The organism is Knoellia koreensis (assembly GCF_013041615.1).
Lineage (GTDB): Bacteria > Actinomycetota > Actinomycetes > Actinomycetales > Dermatophilaceae > Pedococcus > Pedococcus koreensis.
This window is the reverse complement of the sequence record NZ_JABEPQ010000002.1, coordinates 736,935-762,315: the sequence shown is the minus strand read 5'-3', so window position 1 is coordinate 762,315 and position 25,381 is coordinate 736,935. Positions and strand designations below refer to the sequence as shown.

Sequence of the window (25,381 nt, the reverse complement as noted above, 5' to 3'; positions counted from 1 at the left end):
CTTTGCCGGGCAACCCGTCATGGTTGATGGCTGTTGGCCGGGGTCGGAACCTCCGGGTGACGCGAGCAGGGGTGCTTGTCCGCCGCAGAACCAGCGGCACCAGGGCAGGCATCCCTCGTCCTTTGTTCCCAGCAGTGCGGGTGCCCGCACCGGCTGCCGGGGCGGGGCGCGTCGCACGGACCGATGCCCGGGGAGCTCGACCACTGGAGCATTGTGATCACCCGTCCCGTCCGGCGCATCGTGCAAGGCGCCGTCGTCACCGCCCTCGCCGTCGGCACCGTCGGCGTCTCCCAGCTCGACAAGACCGTCACCCTCTCGGTCGACGGCAAGACCTCCACCGTCCACGCGTTCAGCGGCGACGTGAAGGACATCCTCGAGAAGAAGAACATCAAGGTCGGTGAGCACGACGTCGTCGCTCCCAGCCCTGGCACCCCGCTGGCCGACGGCCAGAAGATCGTGGTCCGGTACGGCCGCAAGCTGACCGTGACCGTCGACGGTGCCACCCGCGAGTACTGGACGACCGCCACCACGGTCGACGCGGCGCTCGCCGAGCTCGGCATCCGCGCCGACTCCGCGAAGCTGTCGACCTCGCGCTCGATGAGCCTCGGCCGCGACGGCCTGGCCCTGTCGGTCACCACCCCCAAGGCGGTCACCGTCAAGGCCGATGGCAAGAACCGTCAGGTCACCACCACCGGCGCCACTGTCGGCGACGTCCTCGCCGAGCTCGGCATCACCAAGGACTCCGACGACCGCGTGAAGCCGGCCCTGGACACCAAGGTGACCAAGGGCCTCGGCATCGCCGTGCAGCGGGTGACCGTGTCGCAGCTCAAGGACACCCAGGCCATCGCGCGTACCGTGACCCGCAAGAGCGACTCCTCGCTCTTCGTCGGCCAGAGCAAGACCGTGAAGGCCGGCTCGGACGGCGCCAAGGTCGTGACCTACAAGATCACCAAGGTCGACGGCAAGGTCGAGAGCAAGAAGGCCGTCGGCACCCAGGTGACCCAGCAGCCGGTCGCCCAGGTCATCGCCGTCGGCACCAAGAAGAAGCCGGTTGCGGCCGCGCCCAAGCCTTCGACCTCCAGCACCAAGCCCTCGGCCGGCAACACCTCCGGCGCCGGCATCAACCTCTCCAACGCCGCCATGTGGGACCGCATCGCGCAGTGTGAGTCCGGTGGCAACTGGAGCATCAACACCGGCAACGGCTACTACGGCGGCCTGCAGTTCGACTACGGCTCGTGGCTCGCCAACGGCGGCGACGACTTCGCTCCCCGCGCCGACCTCGCGTCGCGCGCCGAGCAGATCACCGTGGCCAACCGCTACTACGCCAAGGCCGGTCTGGGCCCGTGGGGTTGCGCGCACGCCGCCTGATCCCACGCATCGAGGCAACAGCGCCTCACTCGAGGACCGCACGAGGTTTGAGCTCGTGCGGTCCTCGGCGTTTCTCGGGGCAACGCCCGGTGCCGGTATGCCGCGTGCCCACCGACGCCAATAGAGTCACCTCCCATGGGTGAGGAGGTCGGCGACGCGGAGCACGCCTCGGGCTACCTCGGCGCGGCGCACATCCGCGAGCTCGCCGCCTCCCTGGGCCTGCGACCCACCAAGCAGTGGGGCCAGAACTTCGTCGTCGACGCCAACACGGTCAAGCGCATCGCCCGCCTGGCGCAGGTCGGTCCGGACGACTCGGTCGTGGAGGTCGGTCCCGGTCTCGGGTCCCTCACCCTCGCCCTGCTCCCCGTCGCCGGGCACGTCACGGCGGTCGAGGTCGACCCGACCCTCGCGGCGGCCCTCGGTGACACGGTGAGCCGGCTCGCGCCGGCATACGCCGACCGGCTCACGCTCGTCCACGCGGACGCGATGCACGTGCGCACCCTGCCCGACCCGCAACCCACGGCTCTCGTCGCGAACCTGCCCTACAACGTGTCGGTGCCGGTCGTGCTGTCGTTCCTCGAGGCGTTCCCGACGCTGCGGCGCGTGCTCGTCATGGTGCAGCTGGAGGTGGCAGAGCGGCTGGCCGCCACCCCGGGCAGCAAGACCTATGGTGTGCCGTCGGTGAAGGCCGCCTGGTATGCCGCGGTGCGGCTCGCCGGCAACGTTCCGCGCGGCGTGTTCTGGCCGGTGCCGAACGTCGACTCCGGGCTCGTGGAGATGGTGCGCCGCGACCCGCCGCAGGTCGGGGCGACACGGGAGGACACGTTCTCGTGCATCGACGCGGCGTTTGCGCAGCGGCGCAAGACGTTGCGGGCGGCGCTGGCCGGGTGGGCCGGGTCGGCCGCGCGCGCCGAGGAATGCCTCGTGGCGGCCGGGATCGACCCGAAGACCCGCGGCGAACAGCTCGGCGTCGAGCAGTTCGCCGCCATCGCCGCCGCCCGGTCCGTCTTGCCTGCGCCCTGACCAGCCCTGACCCGCGAGTCTTCGGAAGTTTTCCTACGTTCCAGCGTCCAGAAACTTCCGAAGACTCGCAGCGACATCAGCGCTGGAGGGTGTCGCAGCCGGCTGCGGAGGCCTGGGCGGTCGTCGCCGGCGGGCGTTGGGCCGCGAGGTCGAGACCGGTGGACCGGCCGTGGTTCCAGTCCAGCCAGTCGCCCCTGTCCGGGAGGGTCAGCTCGCCGGTGCCGGTGACGCAGGCGAACTCGGGCTGGGGGAGCTTCCACAGTGCCGGGTAGGCGTCCGCCGAGAGCCCGCCAAGGTAGGCGTAGTCGACCGGCACGGTGGCGGTGTCCTGACGGGCCAGGTTGTGCTCGGCGATCCACAGGTCGGGGTTGAGCACCGCGAGCCCGAGCAGCCCGACCGCGCCGAGCCGCACCGCCGTCGGCACGAGCCACCCGGCCCGGCCGAGCGCCCCGGCCACCAGCACGAGCAGCACCACGACGCCGAGCCACCCCTCGAAGACCGACACCAGCAGCCGCAGCCGGGTGAAGCCGTACGCCTCCTCGTAGACACTCATCCGGTAGAGCGCCGACACGACGACCACGAGGGTCATGACGGCGAGGGCTCCGAGCGCCAGGTTGCGCACGAGGTCGGCCGGCGCCTTGTGCGCGACCCACGCGATGACGGTCAGCGTGAGGATGGTGGCGACGGTCAGCTGGCCAAAGCCCTGGTGCACGTAGTCGGCATACGTCAGCCCGGTCGTCTCGCGCAGGTAGGCGTGGCCGCCGAACAGTGCCGTCGCCTGCGCGACGAGGAAGACCGCGAAGACCCCGTCGACCGCCACGAGCGGCGCCAGCCACTCGAACCGGCGACGGCTCGCCTTGAGGGGGATCCGCACCGAGTCGACGGCCGGGGGAGCGAGGGCGACGTATGCCGCGGCGAGGGTGCCCGCGGCGATGAAGACTCCCAGCACGATCCGGGCCGGCACGTCGCCGATCGAGATGTTCGGGGTGATGGCGTCGACCCAGGTGGCGAAGACCGCGTCGGCGGAGGCGAACAGCGCACCGAAGACGACCAGCAGCACGAGGGTGACGAGGACGGTGCGGACCACGGGGAGCCAGGCGCGCGCCCCCTGGGCGGGGCGCAGGGACCGGCCCAGCCAGGGCAGACCCCGCAGGGCGGCGAACGGCACGGAGGCCGCCCCGAGCAGCATCCCGATGACGGTGCGGGCCTTGGTGACGTTGACGACGACCAGGGCGAGCGCGGCCAGCAGGCAGAGCATGGTGATCCACGCGGCGTCGCGCACGACCAGCATGGCAACCAACAGCGTCACGAGGGCGACGTCGGCCCAGTCGAGCCAGGTCCAGGGCCGCCAGCTGCCGGCGAACAGCACCACCCCGGCGATGGTCGCGAACACGATCGCGACGCCCAACCCGAGGTTGCGGTCGGGGATGATGAGCGCCGCCAGGGTGCCCGCGACGGCGCACGCAGCCACGATCCCGGGGCGCCCGGCACCGGCGTCCGGCCAGAACCGCCGGAGCTCGAGCGCACCGGGAGGCGGTGGCGGGCTTGCGGGCATCGGTGCGGGTGGGGTGAGGGTGCTCATCGTCGGTGCCTCCTGGTGGCGGACGGGTCGGTCGTGGTCACGGGGGAGGGTCACGCGCAGGAGCGCACCCGTGGCCGAGTCGGCGACGCCGATGGCGCCGCCATGGAGCTGGGCGACCCAGCGGGCGATGGCCAGGCCGAGGCCGGTGCCGCTGTGCTGGGCGGAGCTGGTGGTGAAGCGTTCGAAGACGGCCTCGCGGTCGGCCGGGGCGATGCCGGGGCCCTGGTCGGCGACGGTGAGGACCACGTCATCACCGGAAACCGTTGCAGCGACACGGATCTCACCACCCGCGGGGCTGTGTCGGGCTGCGTTGTCGAGGAGGTTGGCGAGCAACTGGTGCAGCCGTTCGGGGTCCCCCGGGACGGTGAGGTCGGCTGGGTCGACCCGCACGGCATACCGCAGGCCGTCGGTGCGGGCCTGATTGACGGCGTCCTCGAGCAGCTCGGCGACGACCACGTCGGCGACTCGGAAGGGGGCGATGCCGGCGTCGACGCGCGACAGGTCGAGCAGGTCGGAGACGAGCCGGCTGAGCCGCTCGGTCTGGGCGTGTGCAGCGGCCAGGGTGGCCGCGTCCGGGGTGGTGACGCCGTCGACGAGGTTCTCCAGCACGGCCTGCAGCGCGGTGATGGGGGTGCGCAGCTCGTGCGACACGTTGGCGACGAGGTCGCGGCGTTGCCGGTCGACGAGCTCGAGGGTGGCGACCATCCGGTTGAAGGCGCGGGCCAGCTCGCCCACCTCGTCGCGGGAGTCGGTGCGCACGCGCTGGGTGTAGTCGCCCTGCGCCATGTGTCCGGCGGCAATCGTCATGTCTCGCAACGGTTTCGTCATGCCACGCGCCAGCAGCTGGGTCACGCCCAGCCCGACCAGCACGGCCACAGGCACCACCAACCACGGCGACCAGCCGGCCCGCGTGGCCAGCACGGCCAGCAGGGTGGCGACGGCGACGGTCACCGCGACGAGGGCCCCCAGCTTGGTCTTGATCGACCGCACCGGGTCCAGCGGACGCAGCCCGTAGGGCGTCCTCGGCTCCTGGCTCACTGGCCCGTCTCCAGGGCGTACCCGACCCCGTGGACCGTGCGGAACCGATCCTGACCGAGCTTGCGGCGCAACGACTTCAGGTGGCTGTCGACGGTGCGGGTGCCGCTGGCGTCGCCCCACCCCCACACCTCCGCAAGCAGCGTCTCGCGGCTGAGCACCGTGCCCGGCTCGGCCGCCAGCGCGGCGAGCAGGTCGAACTCGGTGGGTGTCAGGTGCACCTCGTCGCCGTCGTTCCACACCCGCCGCTGGCCCTGGTCGATGCGCACCGGCCCGACCTCGAGCACGCGAGCCGTGGCGCGGTCGCTGCCCGAACCGTTCGCACCGTTGTCGGCAGCCGCTGCCGCTGCGCGCTCGACCCGGCGCAGGATGACGCGGATGCGGGCGACCAGCTCGCGCATCGAGAACGGCTTGGTCACGTAGTCGTCGGCACCGATCCCCAACCCCACGAGCATGTCCGTCTCGTCGTCGCGCGCCGTGAGCATGAGGACCGGCACCGGAGGCGACGTGGGCTCGGACTGGAGCCGGCGGCATACCTCTAGGCCGTCGAGGCCCGGAAGCATGATGTCGAGCACGACCAGGTCAGGCGACCACTCCCGCGCGCGGTCCAGGGCGGTGAGCCCGTCGTGCACGGCGACCGCATCGAAACCCTCGGCGACGAGGCGACTGGTCACCGCGTCGGCAATGGTGCGCTCGTCCTCGACCACGAGGATGCGCGGACTGGTGTGGTGGCTCACGGGACCGAGCGTAGGAGGGCGTGTGGTCAGGAGGCGGGCACAACCTGTGAAGGTTCTGTGCAGATGTCCGGGTCAGCGACCTGCCGTGGGGCCCAATAGGGTGGCGACATGACCTCAGCCGCGTTGCCGCCGAGCGCATCGGTGACGGTGCGGGTGCCGGCCAAGATCAACCTCGAGCTGCTGGTCGGGCCGCCGGGCGCCGACGGCTACCACCCGCTCGCGACCGTCTTCCATGCCGTCAACCTGTTCGACGAGGTGACGGTGACGGCGGCCGAGGAGTGGGGTCTCAGCGTGAGCGGCCCGCAGTCGCTCGGTGTGCCGGTCGACGGCACAAACCTCGCCGCCAAGGCGGCCCAGGCGCTGGCCGAGCGGGCCGGGGTCGACGAACCCGTGCACATCGCGATCCGCAAGGACATTCCGGTCGCCGGTGGCATGGCGGGCGGTTCCGCCGACGCGGCCGCGACCCTCGTCGCGTGTGACCACCTGTGGGGGCTCGGCACGACGAAACAGGAGCTCGAGGAGATCGCCGGCGGCCTCGGCAGCGATGTCGCATTCCTGCTCAGCGGTGGCACGGCGATGGGGTCGGGGCGCGGGGAGATCCTCGCGCCGGTCCTCGCGCGTGGCACCTACCACTGGGTGCTCGCCCTGAGCGAGGGCGGGCTCTCGACCCCTGCCGTGTATGCCGAGTGCGACCGCCTGCGGGGAAGCGTCGCCGTGCCCGACCCGGTGCCGACCCCGGAGATGATGCAGGCGCTGCGCTCGGGTGACGCGCGGGCGCTCGGCGCCGCCCTGCAGAACGACCTGCAGGCGGCGGCGCTGTCGCTCATGCCGGCGCTGACCGACGTCATCGACGCGGGACTGGAGTTCGGCGCGGTGGGCGGCATCGTGTCGGGTTCGGGTCCGACCGTGGCCTTCCTCTGTGAGGACACCGAGTCGGCGCTCGACCTCGCGGTCGCGCTCACGGCCTCGGGTGCGGTGCAGGACGTGCGGCGTGCGACCGGGCCGGCCCACGGCGCGCATGTCATCGGCGGACCTCGACCGGGATAGCGCATGGCCAACCTCATCAGTGTCGAACGTGCCTCGCTCGCGCTCGGCACCGCCCAGGTGCTCGACGGCGTCTCGCTGGGGGTGCAGGGCGGTGACCGCATCGGTGTCGTTGGCCGCAACGGCGGCGGCAAGACCACCCTGCTGCGCGTGCTCGCCGGGTCCATGGGGGTGGATTCGGGCCGGGTGACCCGCACCGGGTCTGCGACCGTCGGGATGCTCGCGCAGGCCGACGTGCTGGACCCGGGTGCGACCGTGCGGTCGGTGGTGCTCGGCGACCTGCCCGAGCACGTCTGGGCCGGCGACCCGCGGGTGAGGGATGTGCTCGACGGCCTGCTGGGTGGGGTCGACGCGCCCGGTGTCGGCGGCCTCGATGGGCTTGTCGGTCCGTTGTCCGGTGGTGAGCGCCGCCGGCTCGCGCTCGCGCGGCTCCTCGTCGCCAACCCCACCGTGCTGCTGCTCGACGAGCCCACCAACCACCTCGATGTCGAGGGCGTGGCCTGGCTCGCGGACCACTTGGTCAGGCACCGGTCTCGCCCCGACAACGCGTTTGTCGCGATCACCCACGACCGCTGGTTCCTCGACGCCGTGGCCACCCAGACTTGGGAAGTCGTCGACGGGTCGGTTGGGTCCTTCGAAGGCGGCTACGCCGCATACGTGCTGGCGAAGGCCGAGCGGGAGCGGATGGCCAACGTCACCGCCGAACGACGCGACAACCTGCTCCGCAAGGAGCTCGCCTGGCTGCGGCGCGGAGCGCCCGCGCGCACGTCGAAGCCGAAGTTCCGCATCGAGGCGGCCAACGCGCTGATAGAGAACGAGCCGCCGCCGCGCGACGACGTCGAGCTCATGGGGTTCGCGACCGCGCGGCTCGGCAAGGACGTCATCGACCTGCACGACGCCTCGGTGACCGTCGGCGACCGGGTGCTGCTCGACCGCGTCACGTGGCAGCTCGGCCCCGGCGACCGCATCGGCATCGTCGGCGTCAACGGCTCGGGCAAGTCGACGCTGCTCCGCGCGCTCGCGGGCGAGGTGCCGCTGACGAGCGGCAAGCGCAAGCAGGGGGTCACCGTGCGCCTGGCTCACCTCACGCAGGAGGTGCGTGAGCTCGAGCGGTATGCCGACCGGCGCGTGATCGAGGCGATCGAGGACGTGCGTACGTCAATCCGGTTGGGACGCAAGGAGATCAGCGCAGCGCAGCTGGCTCAGCGGCTCGGGTTCACGGGCGGGCGGCAGCAGACGCGGGTGGCGGACCTCTCGGGTGGTGAGCGGCGCCGGTTGCAGTTGACACGGCTGCTCATGGACGAGCCGAACGTGCTGCTGCTCGACGAGCCGACCAACGACCTCGACGTCGAGACGCTGACGTCGCTCGAGGACGTCCTCGACGGGTGGGCCGGCACGCTGGTCGTCGTGTCCCACGACAGGTACCTGCTCGAGCGGGTCTGCGACCGGCAGGTCGCGCTGCTCGGCAACGGCAAGGTGCGTGACCTGCCCGGTGGGGTCGAGCAGTACCTCCAGCTGCGTCACCAGTCGACCTCTTCCCCGTCGCCAACCCCCGCACAAGCCGAGTCGGCGCCGCCCGCATCGGTGTCGGCAGCGTCTCCGGCCGAGCAGCGGGAGGCGCGCAAGGTCGTCGCCCGGGTCGAGCGTCAGCTGTCCCGGCTGACCGAGCGCGAGGAGCGCATCCACATGGCCATGACCGAGGCCGCGACGGACCACGAGCGCATCACCGAGCTCAATGCGCAGCTGCGTGAGATCGCCGACGAGCGGGAGTCGCTGGAGCTCGAGTGGCTGGAGGCCGCAGAGCTCATCGAGTGAGCTGCTCGACGTGGGCGACCAAGCGGCGCAACGGCTTTGGCGTGCTGGTCGGCGTGAGCCGCGCCGCCAGCGCCTCGGCCAGCCGCAGCTTGCGACCCGACCCCGACCCGGCGAACCGGTGCAGCTGGTCCTCGGTCGTGCGGTCCCGCCACTCGGGTTGGTTCTGGAAGGTGCGGAACCGTCCCAGCTCGCCGAGCTCGGTGACGGCAGCCACGACCTCGTCGGCGCCCAGGGCGCGGATCAGCTCGTCCTCGAGGTCGGTGTCGCAGACGAAGAACCCGTGGCGCGCCAGGTCGTCGCGGTCGCGCACCTCCATGCCGCGGCGGGCGAGGGCGCGCTCGACGAAACCCACCTCACCGAGGTCGCACAACCCGCAGACGGACACCCACTCGTCGGCGGACAGCAGTGCCAGCTGGCGCTCGATGTTCGTGATGCCATCCATGACGATCAGCTCGGCGTCGGCCAGTCCGTGGTGCGCGAACAGGCTGCCTACCACGGCCGCGTCGCTACGTCCCTCGACGAGCACCGTGACCTTGGCGGTGCCGGTCGGATCGGTGGTGGTCACCGGCCCAGTCCAGCTCATCGAGCATCCATTCGCACCATTCCACGGCGGCGCGTCGTGACCTGACGCCGCCCTCGAGGGTGAGCCGGCTCGCGAAGAGGGGGTGGCCGGGGTCACGCGAGTCCGTGTCGGCGTCCACCCCCGCCAATTCTTCCTCGTATGCCGCGAGCCGCGCCTTGTGTGCCGAAAGAGACTGGCGCACAAAGGACTTTGCAATCTCCGGGGCGACCAGCCAGACGGACCAGAGCTTGAGGGTCTCGAGGTCACGCACCGGTTGCGGTTCCAGCTCGGACGCCACCCACGAGCGCAACGCCCGCTTGCCGGCCGCCGTCACGGCATACCTCTTGGTCGGTCTGGGGCCGGCCCCGTCGACGACCCGGTGTCGCACGAGTCCGGCGTCCTCGAGCCGCGCCAGCTCGGGGTAGATCTGGCTGTGCCGCGCGGTCCAGAAGTAGCCGACCGGGCGCTCCATCGCCTTGGCGATGTCGTAGCCGGTGCGCTGACGGCGCGCGAGCAGCCCGAGGATGGCGAAGCCGAGGTGCGAGGGGATGGACGCTTCCGGCGGCATATGTCAATGTTGACATATGAAACGTCTTGCAGCGGTGCTCGCCGCGGTCGTGGTGCTGCTGGCGGCGTGTGGCGGCAGCGGGGACCCGGCCAGCGGGCCCACGAGATCAACGCCCACACCACTGCCCACTCCGACGGTGACGTCGATCCAGGACCGGTGCAAGGTGCCCTTCGACGGGGGCGAGCTCATCTCGCTCGACGGACCCGACGGCAGTGTGGTGACCGGCGCGAGCATCGGGGACGGGGAGACAGCGGCGGTCTATCTGCACCAGACCGCGCCCTCGGGTTTCTGCGGCTGGGTGTCGTATGCCGGGTGGGCGGCTGGGAAGGGCGTGCGCGGCGTGCTCATCGACCTCTGCGGTTGGGGCAAGTCGCAGTGCAAGGGGGCGTTCGCGGAGGACCCCACGGCGCAGGTGAAGCTGGCGGTCGACTGGACCAGGCAGCAGGGCGCCAAGCGCGTGACCATCGTCGGCGCCTCGCTCGGTGGGGCAACCGCACTGGCGGCCGGGGGCAAGGCGGGCGCGGACGGCGTGGTCGACCTGTCCGGGCCGTTCAGCTACCAGGGCCTGCCGACGGCCGCCGAGGCAACGCCCGCCATTACGGTGCCGCTGCTCATCGCCATGGCCACCACCGACCTCGAGATGGAGCCGGCCAAGGTCGAGGCCGCGTTGAAGGCGTCACCCGCGAAGCAGAAGCGTTACGTGGCAACGGAATCCGGCCACGGCTGGGGCATGCTGAACAAGGGCACCGACGCCGATCCGCAGTGGACGCCGCTCGCCACGACGGTGCTGCAGTGGGCCAAGGGCGACGTCAGCTCGGCTGGCTGAGGATCCGCGCGGAGGCGAGTGTCGCGAAGGTGTTGATGGTCTGCTCGGCCTCCGTCGCCGGGCTGGCGAGCACCCACAGGCGGGTGACGGTGTTGCCGGCCGACACCACCGCGGTGCAGCGCGTGACCGCCTTGATGCTCTCGCACCAGCTGAACTGCCCGGACAGGCCGCCGACCTTGTCGAGCTTGTGCGGCTTGACGCCCGTGACCTTGGTGCCGTCGGCGAAACTCCAGTTCGCGCACTTCGTCAGCGCCTCCGCCTGGCTGACGGCCTCGCCCGCCCCGTCGTTCGGGTAGTAGGCGACGACCTGGTCGATGGTGCTCACCGAGTCGGTCCAGCGCGCGTGCGCACCGCCAACGATCTGGGCGTTCGACGGCAGCCGTCCGCCGCATGCGTCGTACCAGGCCCACACCCCGGCGGTCGGCTGGTTGGTGTAGCTGAAGCCGACCTTCTTCATCGCGCCCTCGGGCAGGAGGGCCTGGAGCCCCCGCTCACCCGCGGCCGGGTCGCCCGGGGCCACCGTGGCCGAGGGGCTGGGGACCTGTGGCCCGACCTGCTCGGTGGGCGACGGTGCCGCGGAGGTGGTGGTGCTCGGCGTGGCCGACGGGGACTGCGTCGTCGTGGAGCTGGTCGTGCCGGGTGACCCCGCGGTGTCGCTGCCCGATGAGCAGCCTGCGGTCATCAGGGCGAGGGCGGCGAGGGTCGCGCCCACGCCCGCCGTGCGTCGGGTATGCCGCGTGGTCCGGTGGCGCAGTCGCCTCACCGCAGCTCCTTGCTGGCTTCGGGGTCGGGAGTGGTGGTGTCGGGTGTGGTCGTGGGGATGGTGCCGGGGTTGGTCTCGGTCTCGAACGGGCCGAGCAACCGGCGCAGCTTGTCGGCGAGGTCCGTGCGGTCGCGACCGGAGAGCTCGGCGAGCAGGGTCCGCTCGCGGGCGAGCAGGTCCGCCATCGCGGCGTCGACGGTGCGCGCGCCTTCGCCGGTCAGCCGCACGATGACACCGCGGCGGTCGGTGGGGCTGGGGCTGCGCTCGACCAGGCCGCGCCGCTCGAGCCGGTCGACCCGGTTGGTCATGGTGCCGCTGGTGACGAGGGTCTGGCGGACGAGCTGGCCGGGGGACAGCTCATAGGGGTCGCCGGCGCGCCGCAGCGCCGACAGCACGTCGAACTCCCAGCCCTCGAGGTCGTGCTGCGCGAAGGCCTGCACCCGGTCGAGGTCGAGCCGTCGCGCGAGGCGCGAGATGCGCGACAGGACGTGCAGGGGTTCGACGTCGAGGTCGGGTCGTTCGCGGCGCCACGCGTCGACGATCCGGTCGACATCGTCGGGTTGCGGCTCCATGGGTGACAACTCTACTCTCCATCAAGTATCTTGATATCAAGATAAATTTCGAAGCAGGAGGCGCGACGATGAGCACGACCTGGGACCCGACGCAGTACGCCAAGTTCGCCGACCACCGATCGCGCCCGTTCTACGACCTCACCAGTCGCATCGGCGCCACCGATCCCAAGGTCGTCGTCGACCTGGGCTGCGGCAACGGCCCGCTGACCCTTGCCCTGGCCCAGCGTTGGCCGGACGCCCGGGTCATCGGTGTCGATCACTCGCCGCAGATGCTCGAGTCCGCGCGCACGCAGGACGCCGAGGGGCGGGTCGAGTGGGTCGAGGCCGACGTCGCCACCTGGGACCCGGCGACGGTGGGCGCGCCCATCGACGTCCTCGTCACCAACGCGACCCTGCAGTGGGTCCCGGGTCACCTGGACCTCCTCGGCCCGTGGGCTGACTCCCTCGCGCCCGGTGGCTGGTTCGCCAACCAGGTGCCCGGCAACATCGACGCGCCGTCGCACGCCATCATGCGTGAGGTCGCCCGAGGGTATGCCGCACCGGCCGCCCTGGGCGATGACCTCGACCGCCTGCGCGTCCCGTCGGTCGAGGACTACCTTGCCGTCCTCACCCGGGCCGAGCTCGACGTGGACGGGTGGGAGACGACCTATTTCCACGTGCTGGATCCCGAAGGGGCCCAGGACAACCCGGTCCTCGAGTGGGTGCGCGGCACGGGGCTCCGGCCGGTCGTCGAGTCGTTCGGTGACGACGACGAGGCGCGGGAGGCTTTCCTGGCGGAGTACGGCGCGAGGCTCAAGACGGCATACCCGCGCAGCGAAGCGGGTGTGATCTTCCCCTTCCGCCGGCTCTTCGTCGTCGCGCAGCGTCCGGACGGTGGCCGATGAGTGTGGTCGGCCTGCACCATGTGCAGGTCGCCTGCCCGGCCGGGAGTGAGGATGCGCTGCGCGCGTTCTACGGCGAGCTGGTCGGGCTGCCTGAGATCCCGAAGCCGCCGGTCCTCGCCGCGCGAGGCGGGGTGTGGTTCCGGGTGGGCACCCAGGAGCTGCACTGCGGCGTCGAGGAGCCGTTCTCACCGGCGCTCAAGGCGCATCCGGCATTCGCCGTGGACGACGTCGACGCCACGGCGGAAGCTGTTGCGGCACAGGGCGGTTCGGTCACGTGGGACGACAACGTTCCCGGTGTGCGGCGCTTCCACACGAGTGACCCGGTGGGCAACCGCGTCGAGTTCCAGCAGGTGTAGCCGCGGGGTCAGCGCTCGGAGATGAGGCCGGGCTTCTTCTCCAGTCCGGCAAGTCCGTTCCACGCGAGGTTGACGAGGTGGGCGGCGACGTCGGACTTCTTCATCTTGGGTGAGTCGAGCCACCACTGACCCGTCAGCGCGACCATGCCGACGAGCATCTGGGCGTAGAGCGGCGCTGACTTCGGGTCGAGCTTCCGCCGCTTGAACTCGGCCGCGAGGATGTGCTCGACCTGGCTGGCGACGTCGGAGATGAGGCTCGCGAACGAGCCGGTCGACTGGCCGGGCGGGCTGTCGCGCACGAGGATCCGGAAGCCGTCGGTGTTGGTTTCGATGTAGTCGAGGAGCGCCATCGCCGCGCGCTCGAGGGTCTCGCGGCTGCCCAGCTCGGCGCTGAGGGTGCCGGTGATGCCGCCCAGGAGGGCCGCGATCTCGCGGTCGACCACCACGGCATACAGGCCCTCCTTGCCGCCGAAGTGCTCGTAGACGACTGGCTTGGACACGCTCGCCTTGGCGGCGATCTCCTCGACCGACGTGCCCTCGAAACCCTTGTCCGCGAACAGCTTTCGACCGACCTCGATGAGCTGCTCGCGGCGCTGCTTGCCCGTCATGCGGGAGCGGGCTGAGGAGGACGTGGGCTTGCTGGAGGCGTCGGTCACGGTGTCCATCATGCCTGCGCCGTAGCGTGGGCCAGGTGAAGGGCAGGGAAGGGTATGCCGCGGGCGCCCGTCGCGCTGCCCTCTCGGCTGCCCTGCTCGGTGCCGTGATCGCCGGTGGGGTGGTGGTGTCCGACCGGCTGCCGAAGGTCGATGCCGACGCGACGACGGCTGCCACCGCGCCTGCGGCGCCGTCGGTGACTGCGACGCCGTTGGCGCCCACCACCACGGCCGCACCCACCCAGCCACGGATCGTCCGCGACCACATCCCGTTCGGCCCGGAGCGCAAGGCTGACACCGCGGCATACCTGAAGCGCCACGCGGGGAAGGCGACGTGGCAGCTCGAGCCGCGGATGGTGGTGCTGCACTACAGCGAGAGCGACACGTACGAGTCGGTGCGGTCGGTGTTCGCGGCGAACCAGCCGAACCTGGGGGAGCGGCCGGGCACCTGCGCGCACTACGTCGTGGACCAGCGCGGCACCATCCGCGAGCTGGTGCCGCCGAGCATGGTCTGCCGGCACACGATCGGCCTCAACCAGGAGGCGATCGGCGTTGAGTTCGTGCAGTCGTCGCAAGGCAACTCGCCGCGGTGGGCGACGCAGCAGGTGCTGGCGCGGCCGGCCCAAGTCAAGGCCGGCGCCGAGCTGGTGGCATGGCTGGAGCGGGAGTACGGCATACCCCCCGACCGAGTCATCGGACACGCAATGGCCAATGATGACAAGGACTTTCGCGACCTCGCCGGGTGGCGCAACGACCACGTGGACTGGCAGCGTCCGGAGGTGCTGAGGTTCCGCCAGCTGGTCGCCGACGTCGGGTGAGGTTGTTGCCGGGGTGACGGTCAGGCGGCGAGCCGGCGCGCGTCGATGCGCTTGGCGACGGGCCAGCGGACGTCGTGGGCCCAACCGAACTTCTCGAACGCCCAGATGATGCGGGCGCTGGAGTCGATCTGACCCTTCTCGACGCCGTGCCGTGCGCAGGTGGGGTCGGCGTGGTGCAGGTTGTGCCAGGACTCGCCCATGGACAGCACCGCCAGCCACCAGACGTTGCCGGACTTGTCGCGGCTCTTGAACGGCCGCTCGCCGATGGCGTGGCAGATCGAGTTGATCGACCAGGTGACGTGGTGGAGGAGCGCGACGCGGACGAGCGAGCCCCAGAAGAACGCGGTGAGGGCGCCTTGCCAGCTCATTGACCAGAGTCCGCCGATGAGTGGCGGGAGGAGCATTGAGGTGGCGACGAGCCAGGGGAAAGCCTTGTCGACCTTCTGGATGTCCTTGTCCGCCAACAGGTCCGGTGCGTACTTGTCGCGTGGGGTCTGCTCGACGTCGAAGAGCCAGCCGATGTGCGCCCACCACAGGCCCTTCATGAGCGCCGGGATGGTCTCGCCGTAGCGCCAGGGGCTGTGCGGGTCGCCGTCGCGGTCGGAGAAGGCGTGGTGGCGACGGTGGTCGGCGACCCAGCGCACGACCGGACCCTCGATCGCGAGGGAGCCGGCGACTGCGAGGGCGACCTTGAGGCCGCGCTTGGCCTTGAACGAGCCGTGGGTGAAGAAGCGGTGGAAGCCGACGGTGATGCCGTGCCCGGAGATGATGTACATGAAGGCGGCGATGGCGATGTCGCGCCAGCCGAGCCCCCAACCCCACGCAACCGGGATGGCCGCGAGCAGGGCGAGGAACGGGACGCCGATGAAGAGCGCGAGCGTGACCTGCTCGCCCGTGCGCTTGTGCTCTGGTTCGACGGTGCGCGGGTCCGGGACCCGCTCGGGTGCGGCGGTCTGTGCGGACGTCTGTGCGGAGGGGGCCACGGTCGTCATGGCGAGGACCTTTCCGTCGGGGCCAGGGGCGTTCACCTAACCTACGAAACCGTAACCTACGGTCCCGTAGGTGTCATCCTCAGCGGCTGAGAGGGTGCTGTGAGTCGCCCCGGCGCCTGTGGCTGTCATCTACCCACTCTGCGCCCCGATAACCTGTGGGTTGCCCTTTGCGGGGCGTTCCCCGGTTGGTCTGCTGGCAGGGCCCGCCTGACTTTGAATCAGGACAAGCGACGTAGGTTCGATTCCTACCCGGGGAGCAAACGAACGAAGTGAGTGAGCGACCCGGGTAGGAATCTTGGGAGCGGCGCGTGCGGCGGTGAGGTACGAACCGGCGCCGAGACGCGGCTCCTACCCGGGGAGCCAAAGGGGCAGGTCAGCGGCCTAGCGCTTCTTCGGCCCCTTAACGTTCCTGCCGGCCTTGCTCACGGATTTGCTAACAGCAGGGTTAGCAGGCCGGTCGGAATCGACCGCGGAGGCCATCACGTTGCCCGGTTTGAGGACGTGGGAGCCCGGTATTTCGAGCTCGAAGCCAGCATCAATGCGGACGCGCAGCTCAGTGCCTACCTGGCTCGGACTTCTGGGGCGATGCCCTGATAGCCCTAGCGACAACGCATGCTTTTGCCGACGAGCTGACGGTGCGTCGCTGCGGACTCACGCGTATGTGGCCGCTCTGCGGGCTAACGTCCGCTCGTGCCGCGTGGAGGACGCGTAGCGTCCGCCATCGCTGCTCGGAGTGCGCGTGACGGCGATAGTTCCGACCGCGAGGCCCTGACACGTCGAGCTCTGCATGCGATGCTCGGCGGCGTGAAGCCCTTGGCGCTCATGGTGAGAGATATCGCTGCACCCGTGTTGCGCAGGCATGGATTCAAGCGGAGCAGCGGGACGTTCCGGTCCGTCTCCGATAGGGGCGTGGCTGTGATCCAGATCAGCGGCCGCGGCGCCATCCAAACCCACGACCTCGACTTCCACGTCGCGATTGGGTTCACCACGCACGACCATTTGGCGTCGTCGCCGACCCTCGCTGGGGTCAAAGCCGACCAGCTGCAGGTGGCTATCGGATCCAGCACCTGGCACGACGTTGTTCGCGATCCCGGCCTGACTGCCATGGACCTCAACCAGAGGTGGAGCTTCAACCGCGGCGACTCAGCCATGGAACGGCTTTTCGTCACGGTCCTAGACATGGCAGCCGAGGACGTCCTCCACCGGCTCGAATGCTGGCCAGAGATGCCACAGGACAGCTTGAGCAGGCCACCGGTGTTCCGGGTCCCCATCGAGCAAGAAGCGCGGTCGCGGTGGCGAACAGGCTCCGATGGCCGGCTCGACTTGCACTACGCCGCTAGCTCTCCCATCGAGCGCCGCATCGGAATCGCGGGGCCACAAACCTTCAAGTTCGGCCTGCTCCACGACCACCACGATCCAGCAGTGATGATTGGAATCGACGCGGCCGCCCTCGACGCGCTGGCGAATGGATCATCACTCGATGAGTGGGCACCAGTCGTCGGACTGCGATCTGCGGCAGGTCGTGTGCCGCTCCCGCTCGGCCCAACTCCCGAAGGGATCGACGTTCGCGATGCCGCGAGCGATTCCTGGCTGGTGATCGATCCCGTCGACGGGTATCCGGAGGCCAGGTTCTCGCTGGGCGAGCTTCCGCAGCCCCTATGGACCAGGGCCAACGCACATCGGTTCGTGCAAGTAGTGCTCATCGAGGTAGACACCGAGGGAATGCAGGCCCTGACCTGGCAATCGCGGATCGGCCTCGCAGGCGACGGCAGAGTTTGGTGGGCAACGGTACGCGCCGAGCCGTGATTGCCCGGATCTGCCGCGATCAGCGCGTCGCGCAGTGCCACTTGCCACCCCACCCGGCCAAGGTGTTAAGCCGGACCTTCTTGCGACGGCGCTGGAACGGTCTTGGCAACAAGGTCCAGCATGCCAGCGCACCACTCCGCGAATTCATTGCCAAGCGACCTTGGATGGCGGAGGCAGTGATTGATGACGTCGTGAGCGAACCGGTAGGCCGTGTTTGCATTCTCCACACGGAAAATCACAAACCGTGGCTCCATCCCTGTTCGGAAAACTGGATGGCCAACCGGCTCCACGAAGGCCGACGAGGGATGCGCCGCCGAATCGCGGAACCTGAAGACCTGTTGCATCGTCCTGCGCACGACCTTGCTGCTGTCGTTTGAGAAGCGAAACGCGCGGTGCAGCGTCTGGTGGATTCGAGCATCCGCACTTCGACCGCCAACCTTCGAGGCTGAAGCGTGGTGCGCCTCAGGACGCCGAAGCCGTCACGAACCGCGACCGATGAGAAGCGCCTGCACCGGGGGTCAGTCACCTCAGAAAGTCAACGGACCAAGAGGAGACAGTCATGAGCGTCAAGGTGTTGGTCACGGGAGCCGGTATCGCGGGTCCGGCCCTGGCCCACTGGCTTGCGAGGCGGGGTGCCGAGGTGACCGTGGTCGAACAGGCTCCCGCGCTGCGTCCGGGTGGGCAGGCCGTGGACGCTCGCGGCGTGGCCAAGGAAGTCATTCGGCGGATGGGCCTCGACGCCGAGGTCCGGGCCGCCTGCACCAACACCGCGGGCGCCTACCGGGTGGACGAGGCCGGCAACGTGCTCGAGACATTCCGCGCGGAGGACGACGGTGGCGACGGGTACATCTCCGAGATCGAGATCCTGCGCGGCGACCTCGCCCGGGTGCTGTACGACGCCACGAAGGACAGCGCCGAGTACGTCTTCGGCGACCGCATCGCCGAGCTCACCCAGGACACGGGCGGGGTCGACGTCGGCTTCGCGAGCGGCGACCGGAGGCGCTTCGACCTGGTGATCGGCGCCGACGGGCTGCACTCGCCGTTGCGGACGATGGTCTTCGGGCCGCGCGAGCGGTTCGTCCGGCACCTCGGACTCGTCCTCGCCTTCTACACGGTGCCAAACGAGTTCGGGCTGGACGGCTGGATGTTCGACTTCCAGCAGGCAGGACGCTCCGCCGGCCTGCGGCCCGTCCCCGACGCGACCCGGGCGATTGCCATGCTCTCCTTCCCCTCGCCGACCTTCGACATCGACTACCGCGACGTCGATGCCCAGAAGCGCCTCCTGCGCGAGCAGATGGCCGGGTTCGGGTGGGAGACGGAGCGCATCCTCAGCCACCTCGACAACACCCCGGACTTCTACCTCGACCAGGTCGCCCAGGTGGTGATGGACCGTTGGCACCACGGTCGCGTCGCACTGCTCGGCGACGCGGCGTTCAGCGCCTCACCGATGTCCGGGGCGGGCACCGGGCTGGCCCTGGTGGGCGCCTACCTCCTGGCCGGGGAGCTCGCGGCCACCGGCTGGGACCCCGCAGCCGGGTTCGCCGGCTACCAACAGCGGATGACCGACTACGTCGAGGCCAACCAGGAGATCGGCCGGATGCACGTGGAGATGCTCACGGCCGACCCGGAAGCTGCGCCCGGTCCGGAGCCCGACATGCAAGCCTTCACCGCCCTGATCGAGCGCGCGGTGGGTGGCCCAGACATGCCCGACTACGAGGGCGTGCCCGACTCGGGCTCGCGCACTTGACCGGACGGGCAGCGAGCCCGCGCTCCCCACCCAGGCACGCGGCATACCAGGTCAAAATGGGCAGGTATGCCGCGTGGCCGGCCTGACGTCCCGACTCGCCTTCGGGCGCAGGAGCAGCCGGGCGAGCGGCATACCGACCGGCGGGTAGCATGAGCCGACCGCCGCCCCCGACCCACTGGAGCGTCCGCGCGTGAGCACCACCCCGGCCGGCACCGCCGTCGCCGCCGTCATCGTCCTCGCAGCTGGTGAGGGCACCCGGATGAAGTCAGCCACTCCCAAGGTCCTGCACCGCATCGGCGGACGCACCCTCGTGGGGCACGCCATCGCCGCCGCCCGCGGGCTGGCGCCGCAGCACCTCGCCGTGGTCGTGCGCCACGAGCGGGACCTCGTCGCCGCCCACATCAGCGAGTTCGACCCGGACGCCGTCATCGCCGACCAGGACGACGTGAAGGGCACGGGCCGCGCGACCGAGTGCGCGCTCGACGTCCTCCCCGGCGACCTCACGGGCACCGTCCTGGTCACCTACGGCGACGTGCCCCTGCTCACCGCCGACACCCTGCGCTCGCTCGTCGACGAGCACCAGTCCACGGAGTCGGCCGTCACCGTCATCACGGCCCACCTCGACGACCCGACCGGCTACGGACGCGTCCTGCGCGACGCCGACGGCTCGGTCAGCGGCATCGTCGAGCAGAAGGACGCCACCCCCGACCAGCTCGCGATCACCGAGATCAACTCGGGCATCTACGCATTCGATGCCCAGACCCTGCGCGACAACCTCGCCAAGGTCGGCACCGACAACGCCCAGGGCGAGAAGTACCTCACCGACGTCCTCGGCCACGCCCGCGACGACGGCGGCCGCGTCAGCGCCCACCTCATCGCCGACCTCTGGCAGACCGAGGGCGTCAACGACCGGGTCCAGCTCGCCCGCCTCGGGCGCGAGCTCAACCGCCGCACCGCCGAGCGCTGGATGCGTGAGGGCGTCACCATCGTGGACCCCGAGACCACGTGGGTCGACGTCGACGTCACCATCGGCCGCGACTCGACGGTCCTGCCGAACACCCAGCTCCTCGGCGCCACCACGATCGGCGAGCGCACCACCATCGGCCCCGACACCACCCTCACCGACACCGAGGTCGGCGACGGCGCCGAGGTCAAGCGCACCGAGGCCCTGCTCGCCGAGATCGGCCCCGACGCCACCGTCGGACCGTTCTCCTACCTGCGCCCCGGCACCGTCCTCGGGGCGGGCGGCAAGATCGGCGGGTTCGTCGAGACGAAGAACGCCACCATCGGTGAGGGTGCCAAGGTGCCACACCTGACGTATGCCGGGGACGTCACCATCGGGGCCGGCGCCAACATCGGGGCCGGCACCATCTTCGCCAACTACGACGGCGTGAAGAAGCACCACACCACGGTCGGCAAGCACTCGTTCGTCGGGTCCAACAGCGTCCTCGTCGCGCCAGTGGACATCGCCGACGGCGCCTACGTCGGCGCGGGCTCAGCCGTCACCGACGGCGTCGAGCCGGGCCAGATCGCCGTTGCCCGCGGCCGCCAGCGCAACATCGACGGCTGGGTCGAGCGCGCCCGTGCGGGCACCAAGACGCACGCCGCCGCGCAGGAAGCGAGCGCCGCAAAGTCGTTGGGAGACAAGGCGACTGGCGACGCGGAGGCGAGCACGCGGCATACCGACAACGCCACGAGCGAAGGGCAGGCGAACGCGTGACCGGCATCCAGAAGGCCACCGAGAAGAACCTCATGGTCTTCTCCGGGCGCGCGCACCCGGCCCTCGCCGAGGCGGTCGCGGCCGAGCTCGGGACCGACCTCGTGCCCACGAGTGCCTACGACTTCGCCAACGGCGAGATCTACGTGCGCTACGAGGAGTCGGTGCGCGGGTCGGACGCGTTCGTCATCCAGAGCCACGCGACGCCGCTCAACGAGGCGATCATGGAGCAGCTCATCATGATCGACGCCCTCAAGCGCGCGAGTGCCAAGCGGATCACGGTGGTGCTGCCCTTCTACGGGTACGCGCGCCAGGACAAGAAGCACCGCGGCCGCGAGCCGATCTCGGCGCGGCTCATGGCCGATCTGTTCAAGACCGCCGGCGCCGACCGGCTCATGGCCGTCGACCTGCACACGGCGCAGATCCAGGGCTTCTTCGACGGCCCGGTCGACCACCTGATGGCGCTGCCGATCCTGTCGGAGTACGTCGCGGCGAAGTACGGCAACGAGAAGCTCGCCGTCGTCTCGCCTGACGCCGGTCGCATCAAGGTGGCCGAGCAGTGGTCCGAGCGGCTGGGTGGTGCGCCGCTGGCGTTCATCCACAAGACCCGCGACATCAACCGGCCGAACGAGACCGTCGCCAACCGCGTCGTCGGTGAGGTCGAGGGCCGCATCTGCGTCCTGGTCGACGACATGATCGACACCGCCGGCACCATCACGCACGCGGCCGACGCGCTCATGGAGGACGGGGCGGCCGGCGTCATCATCGCCGCGACCCACGCCATCCTGTCCGGCCCGGCCGTCGACCGGCTCAAGGCGTGCCAGGCGTCGGAGGTCATCGTCACCGACACGCTGCCGATCGCCGACGACAAGAACTTCGACCAGCTGACGGTGCTGTCGATCGCGCCGCTGATCAGCCGGGCGATCCAGGAGGTCTTCGAGGACGGCTCGGTGACGAGCCTCTTCGACGGCCGCGCCTGACCGCGGCGGACCGCCTGGGCGCTTCGCTCGGGAAGGTTGTGCTTCGCTCGGGCTAGTAGCCCGAGCGAAGCTCGCTTTTGCGCATGACGCGGAAAAGCTGGGTCAGGTGGGAGGGCGGTTGCGGGCGCGGTATGCCGCGACGTTGGCTCGGTTGCCGCACGTCCCGTCGCAGTAGCGCTTGGACCGGTTCTTGGACAGGTCGACCACGACGTCCTCGCAGTCGTCGGCGGCGCAGACCCGCAGCCGGTCGAGCTCGTCGGCGCGGATCACGTCGACCAGCGCCATCGCCGCCTCGACCGCCATCCGGGTGGCCAGCGGCGCCTCCGGCGGTGTGGCGTGCAGGTGCCAGGACCACTCGTCGTGCTTGACCAGCTGGGGGAGCGCGCCCGCCTCCACGAGCAACCCGTTGACGATGCCGACCGCCTCGTCCTCGTCGGCGAGCCACACCTCGCGCAGCCGGGGGCGCAGGTCGCGCACCTCGTCGAGCTCGGCCCGGGTGTGCCGGTGTGACCCGGTCCAGCCCCACGCGCGCACGAACTCGTCGAGCTCGGCGACGGTCGTGAGGTCGTCGGTGTCGGTGGGCAGCGTCGCAGCGGTGTTGACCAGCGCCGCGGCACCACGAAGCGCCACCTCCGTGTCATGGGCAAAAAGCACATTGACTCCTGACGCTGGATTTCGCTAGCGTCAGGAGTATAAGACGTTTTGCCCCTGACAACGGCGCAGCGTGAGCCGACGACCCGGGAGACCCGATGCAAACCAGCAGCCGCGCCACGGCCATGGGCCTCTGGTTCGCCCTCGCCTCGGCAGCGACCTTCGCCACGAGCGGCCCGTTCGCCAAGAGCCTGCTCGTCGAGGGCTGGAGCTCGGGCGCCATCGTCCTGCTCAGGGTCGCCGGGGCAGCCCTCGCGCTCGCGGTGCCGACCGCCCTCGCCATGCGTGGCCGCTGGCACCTCCTGCGGCGCAACGTCTGGCACGTCCTGGCCTACGGCGCCATCGCGGTGGCCGGCTGCCAGGTCTCGTACTTCTACGCGGTGCAGCGGCTCGACGTCGGCGTCGCCCTGCTCCTGGAGTACCTCGGCGTCGTCCTCGTCGTCCTCTTCGTCTGGGCCACGACCCGTCGCGCCCCCGCGGCCCTCACCGGGGTCGGCGTCCTGCTCGCCATCCTCGGCCTGGTGTTCGTCCTCGACCTCACCGGCCAGAGCCGGCCCGACCTCGTCGGCGTGATGTGGGGCCTGGTCGCCGCCACCGGGCTGGCCACCTACTTCGTCGTCGCCGCCCACGAGAGCGACCTGCCGCCCCTCGCCCTCGCCGGGCTCGGGCTGGCCGTCGGCGCGGTCGCGCTCGCCGTCCTCGGCGCCGTCCGCATCCTGCCGATGACCTTCGTCGCCACCGACGTCACCATGCGCGGCACCACCTTTCCCTGGTGGGCAGCGATCCTGGAGCTCGCACTCGTGGCCGCGGCCGCGGCATACCTCCTCGGCACCTTCGCGGCACGACGGCTCGGGTCGACGATCGCGTCCTTCGTCGGCCTCACCGAGGTGCTTTTCGCCGTGCTCTTCGCCTGGCTCCTGTTGGGCGAGCTGCCCGGGCTGATGCAGCTGGCCGGCGGCCTACTCATCCTGGGCGGTGTTGTCGCCGTCCGCGCAGGCGAGCTGCGCCGCGCCCGGGCCGACGAGGCCAACGCCGCAGCGGAAGATCCGGGTGGCCGCGACCATGACGACACCGATTTCCCTCTCCCCGCGGGCGTCGCCTAGACTCTCGGGGTTGCCTCGGCGAGGGACACAGCACGACGGATCCACGGCGGATCGTCGGCACCGTCCGTGATCGACGCGGTGGAGCCCTCCGTGCTGCGCCCCGCGTCGAGGCCCACCGCCCTCGAGTTCCCTTTGACCCCAGGAGTTTTCGCAGTGTCTGACGTCAGCAAGCTCATCGCTGAGAAGCGCACGCAGTTCGGCAAGGGCGCGGCCCGCAAGATCCGCCGCGACCACAAGATCCCCGCCGTGATGTACGGCCACGGCGCCGAGCCGGTCCACATCACCCTCCCCGGCCACGACACCATGCTGGCCCTCAAGGTCGCCAACGCGGTCCTCACCATCGTCATCGACGGTGACGAGCAGCTGGCCCTGGCCAAGGACGTCCAGCGCGACCCGATCAAGCCGATCATCGAGCACGTCGACCTCGTCATCGTCCGCCGTGGCGAGAAGGTCACCGTCGACGTCCCCGTCCACGTCGAGGGCGAGGCCGCGGCCGAGACCGTCGTCACGGTCGACGCCCAGACCCTCCAGCTCGAGGTCGAGGCCACCAAGATCCCCGAGAACCTCGTCGTCTCCGTCGAGGGCCTCGAGGTCGGCACGCAGATCAAGGCCTCCGAGGTCGAGCTCCCCGCCGGCGCCACGCTGGTCACCGACGAGGAGACCCTGGTCGTCAACATCACCCAGCAGATCTCCCAGGAGGAGCTGGACGCCGAGCTCGCCGAGGCCGAGGAGGAGGCCGGCATCGAGCGCGACGAGTCCGACGAGGAGCTTGCCGAGGCCGCCGAGGCCGAGGGCGAGGCTGCCGAGGGCGAGTCGGGCGAGGGCGACGCCGAGGGCGAGAAGTCCGAGGACGCCTGAGCTACCAGCTCAACGCACGTATGCCGCGAGGCCGGGTCCGCTTGGACCCGGCCTCGCGCCGTGTGTGGGCTCTTGCGTCTGCGTGAACGGTCGCCATGGCAACCGTCCACGCGGACGCAACGAGGCGGGGCGCGTTCGCTCGGGGTGAGGCGGGCTGGTAGCCGGCCGTCCGGCATACTTGCCGCTCGTGAGTGAGGGCACCTGGCTGGTCGTGGGGCTTGGCAACCCGGGCGCGCGGTATGCCGGGAACCGGCACAACGTGGGTGCGATGGTCGTCGACGAGCTGGCCGCGCGGACGTCGTCGCGGCTGACCTCGCACAAGGCCCGCGCCAGCGCCGCCTCCGTGCGGATCGGCACGGCGCCCGGGGGAGCGCCCGGTCCGGCGGCGGTCATCGCCGTGCCGTCGTCCTACATGAACGAGTCGGGCGGCCCGGTCAAGGCGCTGATGAAGTTCTACTCGGTGGATCCCGACCACCTCGTCGTCGTCCACGACGAGCTCGACATCCCGGCCGGGGACGTGCGGCTCAAGAAGGGCGGCGGCGAAGGCGGCCACAACGGACTGCGCTCGATCTCCTCGGCGCTGGGTACCAAGGACTATCTGCGGGTGCGGGTGGGCATCGGCCGCCCGCCGGGGCGGATGGACGCTGCCGACTTCGTCCTGCGCGACTTCTCCTCGGTCGAGCGCAAGGAGCTGCCCTTCCTCGTGGGCGACGCGGCCGATGCCGTCGAGGCCGTCGTGACCGACGGGCTGCTCGCCGCCCAACAGCGCTTCCACAGCCCGGCCTGAGGGGTCTCCGGCGGCGGCCATCTTGACCAGTGCTTGACCCGCGGCATACCTCCCCGCGACGCTTTTCGGCGCGTTGCCGCGGGTCGCTCTGAGCACGAGAACACCGACGATCTCCCTCATCGGTATGAGAGCCA

Annotated in this window: 25 protein-coding genes and 1 tRNA gene; 17 read left to right on the top strand and 9 right to left on the bottom strand. The window is 70.5% G+C overall.

All coding sequences use genetic code 11. From position 1 onward, the window contains the following. Window positions 1-213: 213 nt before the first annotated feature. Window positions 214-1,368: a resuscitation-promoting factor gene (locus tag HJG52_RS11885; protein WP_346767710.1), complete on the top strand. Its 1,155-nt coding sequence runs from the start codon at window positions 214-216 to the stop codon at window positions 1,366-1,368. Between the two features lie 135 nt (window positions 1,369-1,503). After that, on the top strand, window positions 1,504-2,391 hold the full coding sequence (gene rsmA / locus HJG52_RS11880; RefSeq protein WP_171243773.1) for a 16S rRNA (adenine(1518)-N(6)/adenine(1519)-N(6))-dimethyltransferase RsmA: 888 nt from the start codon (window positions 1,504-1,506) through the stop codon (window positions 2,389-2,391). Between the two features lie 76 nt (window positions 2,392-2,467). Here the strand turns inward: rsmA and HJG52_RS11875 are convergent, their stop codons facing one another. Both HJG52_RS11875 and HJG52_RS11870 read right to left on the bottom strand, forming a co-directional pair. Further along, window positions 2,468-5,011 (bottom strand): DUF4153 domain-containing protein, encoded by a 2,544-nt coding sequence (locus tag HJG52_RS11875; protein WP_171243772.1) that lies wholly within the window; start codon window positions 5,009-5,011, stop codon window positions 2,468-2,470. Beyond that, window positions 5,008-5,745 (bottom strand): response regulator transcription factor, encoded by a 738-nt coding sequence (locus tag HJG52_RS11870; protein WP_346767709.1) that lies wholly within the window; start codon window positions 5,743-5,745, stop codon window positions 5,008-5,010. The genes HJG52_RS11875 and HJG52_RS11870 overlap by 4 nt, the downstream gene beginning before the upstream one ends. Window positions 5,746-5,853: 108 nt before the next feature. On the opposite strand from HJG52_RS11870, the gene HJG52_RS11865 reads away from it, so the two are divergent. Continuing rightward, window positions 5,854-6,792, top strand: a complete 939-nt coding sequence (locus HJG52_RS11865; protein ID WP_171243771.1) for a 4-(cytidine 5'-diphospho)-2-C-methyl-D-erythritol kinase — start codon at window positions 5,854-5,856, stop codon at window positions 6,790-6,792. A gap of 3 nt (window positions 6,793-6,795) precedes the next feature. After that, the gene (locus tag HJG52_RS11860; protein ID WP_171243770.1) at window positions 6,796-8,604 is read left to right on the top strand and encodes an ABC-F family ATP-binding cassette domain-containing protein; all 1,809 of its coding nucleotides are present in this window, start codon (window positions 6,796-6,798) and stop codon (window positions 8,602-8,604) included. Here the strand turns inward: HJG52_RS11860 and HJG52_RS11855 are convergent. After that, entirely contained in the window at window positions 8,594-9,169 is a 576-nt protein-coding gene (locus HJG52_RS11855; RefSeq protein ID WP_171243769.1) for an ATP-dependent endonuclease, read from the bottom strand. The genes HJG52_RS11860 and HJG52_RS11855 overlap by 11 nt on opposite strands. Beyond that, window positions 9,111-9,734 (bottom strand): PadR family transcriptional regulator, encoded by a 624-nt coding sequence (locus HJG52_RS11850; protein ID WP_171243768.1) that lies wholly within the window; start codon window positions 9,732-9,734, stop codon window positions 9,111-9,113. Before HJG52_RS11850 ends, HJG52_RS11855 begins: the two co-directional genes overlap by 59 nt. Window positions 9,735-9,750: 16 nt before the next feature. Here HJG52_RS11850 and HJG52_RS11845 point away from each other — a divergent pair, with 16 nt between their 5' ends. Continuing rightward, on the top strand, window positions 9,751-10,560 hold the full coding sequence (locus tag HJG52_RS11845) for an alpha/beta hydrolase (RefSeq protein ID WP_171243767.1): 810 nt from the start codon (window positions 9,751-9,753) through the stop codon (window positions 10,558-10,560). Here HJG52_RS11845 and HJG52_RS11840 read toward each other — a convergent pair. Together HJG52_RS11840 and HJG52_RS11835 are read right to left on the bottom strand one after the other, a co-directional pair. Beyond that, a complete protein-coding gene (locus tag HJG52_RS11840; protein ID WP_171243766.1) occupies window positions 10,544-11,323 on the bottom strand; it encodes a hypothetical protein in 780 nt (259 codons plus the stop codon). The two genes, HJG52_RS11845 and HJG52_RS11840, sit on opposite strands and share 17 nt — an antisense overlap. Further along, window positions 11,320-11,895, bottom strand: coding sequence for a MarR family winged helix-turn-helix transcriptional regulator (locus HJG52_RS11835; RefSeq protein ID WP_171243765.1), 576 nt, complete (start codon window positions 11,893-11,895; stop codon window positions 11,320-11,322). The genes HJG52_RS11840 and HJG52_RS11835 overlap by 4 nt, the downstream gene beginning before the upstream one ends. A 68-nt stretch (window positions 11,896-11,963) precedes the next feature. Between HJG52_RS11835 and HJG52_RS11830 the strand changes: the two genes are divergently transcribed. Next, window positions 11,964-12,779, top strand: coding sequence for a methyltransferase domain-containing protein (locus HJG52_RS11830; RefSeq protein WP_171243764.1), 816 nt, complete (start codon window positions 11,964-11,966; stop codon window positions 12,777-12,779). Continuing rightward, complete coding sequence (locus HJG52_RS11825) at window positions 12,776-13,135, top strand: VOC family protein (protein ID WP_171243763.1); 360 nt, start codon at window positions 12,776-12,778, stop codon at window positions 13,133-13,135. Before HJG52_RS11830 ends, HJG52_RS11825 begins: the two co-directional genes overlap by 4 nt. An 8-nt stretch (window positions 13,136-13,143) precedes the next feature. Here the strand turns inward: HJG52_RS11825 and HJG52_RS11820 are convergent, their stop codons facing one another. Continuing rightward, on the bottom strand, window positions 13,144-13,743 hold the full coding sequence (locus HJG52_RS11820; RefSeq protein ID WP_206070742.1) for a TetR/AcrR family transcriptional regulator: 600 nt from the start codon (window positions 13,741-13,743) through the stop codon (window positions 13,144-13,146). 83 nt (window positions 13,744-13,826) lie between these two features. On the opposite strand from HJG52_RS11820, the gene HJG52_RS21650 reads away from it, so the two are divergent. Continuing rightward, window positions 13,827-14,606, top strand: coding sequence for an N-acetylmuramoyl-L-alanine amidase (locus HJG52_RS21650; RefSeq protein WP_171243761.1), 780 nt, complete (start codon window positions 13,827-13,829; stop codon window positions 14,604-14,606). Window positions 14,607-14,626: 20 nt separating this feature from the next. On the opposite strand, the gene HJG52_RS11810 is transcribed toward HJG52_RS21650, so the two are convergent. After that, window positions 14,627-15,598 carry an acyl-CoA desaturase gene (locus HJG52_RS11810; RefSeq protein WP_171243760.1) on the bottom strand — a complete coding sequence of 324 codons (972 nt, stop codon included), beginning with the start codon at window positions 15,596-15,598 and terminating at the stop codon, window positions 14,627-14,629. Between the two features lie 178 nt (window positions 15,599-15,776). On the opposite strand from HJG52_RS11810, the gene HJG52_RS11805 reads away from it, so the two are divergent. The 6 genes from HJG52_RS11805 to HJG52_RS11780 all read left to right on the top strand — a co-directional run bounded on the left by HJG52_RS11805 (window position 15,777) and on the right by HJG52_RS11780 (window position 21,848). Beyond that, window positions 15,777-15,855, top strand: a tRNA-Gln gene (locus tag HJG52_RS11805). 547 nt (window positions 15,856-16,402) lie between these two features. After that, the gene (locus HJG52_RS11800; RefSeq protein ID WP_171243759.1) at window positions 16,403-17,404 is read left to right on the top strand and encodes a hypothetical protein; all 1,002 of its coding nucleotides are present in this window, start codon (window positions 16,403-16,405) and stop codon (window positions 17,402-17,404) included. Beyond that, window positions 17,401-17,781: a hypothetical protein gene (locus HJG52_RS11795; RefSeq protein WP_171243758.1), complete on the top strand. Its 381-nt coding sequence runs from the start codon at window positions 17,401-17,403 to the stop codon at window positions 17,779-17,781. Before HJG52_RS11800 ends, HJG52_RS11795 begins: the two co-directional genes overlap by 4 nt. Before the next feature lie 182 nt (window positions 17,782-17,963). Beyond that, complete coding sequence (locus HJG52_RS11790; RefSeq protein WP_171243757.1) at window positions 17,964-19,151, top strand: FAD-dependent monooxygenase; 1,188 nt, start codon at window positions 17,964-17,966, stop codon at window positions 19,149-19,151. A 190-nt stretch (window positions 19,152-19,341) separates the two neighbouring features. Next, on the top strand, window positions 19,342-20,871 hold the full coding sequence (gene glmU / locus HJG52_RS11785) for a bifunctional UDP-N-acetylglucosamine diphosphorylase/glucosamine-1-phosphate N-acetyltransferase GlmU (protein ID WP_346767708.1): 1,530 nt from the start codon (window positions 19,342-19,344) through the stop codon (window positions 20,869-20,871). Next, window positions 20,868-21,848 carry a ribose-phosphate diphosphokinase gene (locus HJG52_RS11780; protein WP_171243756.1) on the top strand — a complete coding sequence of 327 codons (981 nt, stop codon included), beginning with the start codon at window positions 20,868-20,870 and terminating at the stop codon, window positions 21,846-21,848. Before glmU ends, HJG52_RS11780 begins: the two co-directional genes overlap by 4 nt. Window positions 21,849-21,950: 102 nt before the next feature. Here HJG52_RS11780 and HJG52_RS11775 read toward each other — a convergent pair whose 3' ends face one another. Next, window positions 21,951-22,502, bottom strand: coding sequence for a CGNR zinc finger domain-containing protein (locus HJG52_RS11775; protein ID WP_171243755.1), 552 nt, complete (start codon window positions 22,500-22,502; stop codon window positions 21,951-21,953). Between the two features lie 95 nt (window positions 22,503-22,597). On the opposite strand from HJG52_RS11775, the gene HJG52_RS11770 reads away from it, so the two are divergent. The 3 genes from HJG52_RS11770 to pth all read left to right on the top strand — a co-directional run bounded on the left by HJG52_RS11770 (window position 22,598) and on the right by pth (window position 25,247). After that, a complete protein-coding gene (locus tag HJG52_RS11770; RefSeq protein WP_171243754.1) occupies window positions 22,598-23,602 on the top strand; it encodes an EamA family transporter in 1,005 nt (334 codons plus the stop codon). 153 nt (window positions 23,603-23,755) lie between these two features. Beyond that, a complete protein-coding gene (locus tag HJG52_RS11765) occupies window positions 23,756-24,460 on the top strand; it encodes a 50S ribosomal protein L25/general stress protein Ctc (protein WP_171243753.1) in 705 nt (234 codons plus the stop codon). Window positions 24,461-24,647: 187 nt separating this feature from the next. Next, window positions 24,648-25,247, top strand: coding sequence for an aminoacyl-tRNA hydrolase (gene pth, locus HJG52_RS11760; RefSeq protein WP_171243752.1), 600 nt, complete (start codon window positions 24,648-24,650; stop codon window positions 25,245-25,247). The last annotated feature ends 134 nt before the right edge of the window (window positions 25,248-25,381 follow it).

Bases quoted from the DNA above. Each gene is read 5' to 3' on its own strand.
- HJG52_RS11770 (WP_171243754.1), top strand. From the start codon at position 22,598: ATGCAAACCAGCAGCCGCGCCACGGCCATGGGCCTCTGGTTCGCCCTC.
- HJG52_RS11860 (WP_171243770.1), top strand. From the start codon at position 6,796: ATGGCCAACCTCATCAGTGTCGAACGTGCCTCGCTCGCGCTCGGCACC.
- HJG52_RS11820 (WP_206070742.1), bottom strand. From the start codon at position 13,743: ATGACGGGCAAGCAGCGCCGCGAGCAGCTCATCGAGGTCGGTCGAAAG.
- HJG52_RS11790 (WP_171243757.1), top strand. From the start codon at position 17,964: ATGAGCGTCAAGGTGTTGGTCACGGGAGCCGGTATCGCGGGTCCGGCC.
- HJG52_RS11810 (WP_171243760.1), bottom strand. From the start codon at position 15,598: ATGACGACCGTGGCCCCCTCCGCACAGACGTCCGCACAGACCGCCGCA.
- HJG52_RS11825 (WP_171243763.1), top strand. From the start codon at position 12,776: ATGAGTGTGGTCGGCCTGCACCATGTGCAGGTCGCCTGCCCGGCCGGG.
- HJG52_RS11845 (WP_171243767.1), top strand. From the start codon at position 9,751: ATGAAACGTCTTGCAGCGGTGCTCGCCGCGGTCGTGGTGCTGCTGGCG.
- HJG52_RS11830 (WP_171243764.1), top strand. From the start codon at position 11,964: ATGAGCACGACCTGGGACCCGACGCAGTACGCCAAGTTCGCCGACCAC.
- HJG52_RS11865 (WP_171243771.1), top strand. From the start codon at position 5,854: ATGACCTCAGCCGCGTTGCCGCCGAGCGCATCGGTGACGGTGCGGGTG.
- HJG52_RS11835 (WP_171243765.1), bottom strand. From the start codon at position 11,895: ATGGAGCCGCAACCCGACGATGTCGACCGGATCGTCGACGCGTGGCGC.
- rsmA (WP_171243773.1), top strand. From the start codon at position 1,504: ATGGGTGAGGAGGTCGGCGACGCGGAGCACGCCTCGGGCTACCTCGGC.
- HJG52_RS11850 (WP_171243768.1), bottom strand. From the start codon at position 9,734: ATGCCGCCGGAAGCGTCCATCCCCTCGCACCTCGGCTTCGCCATCCTC.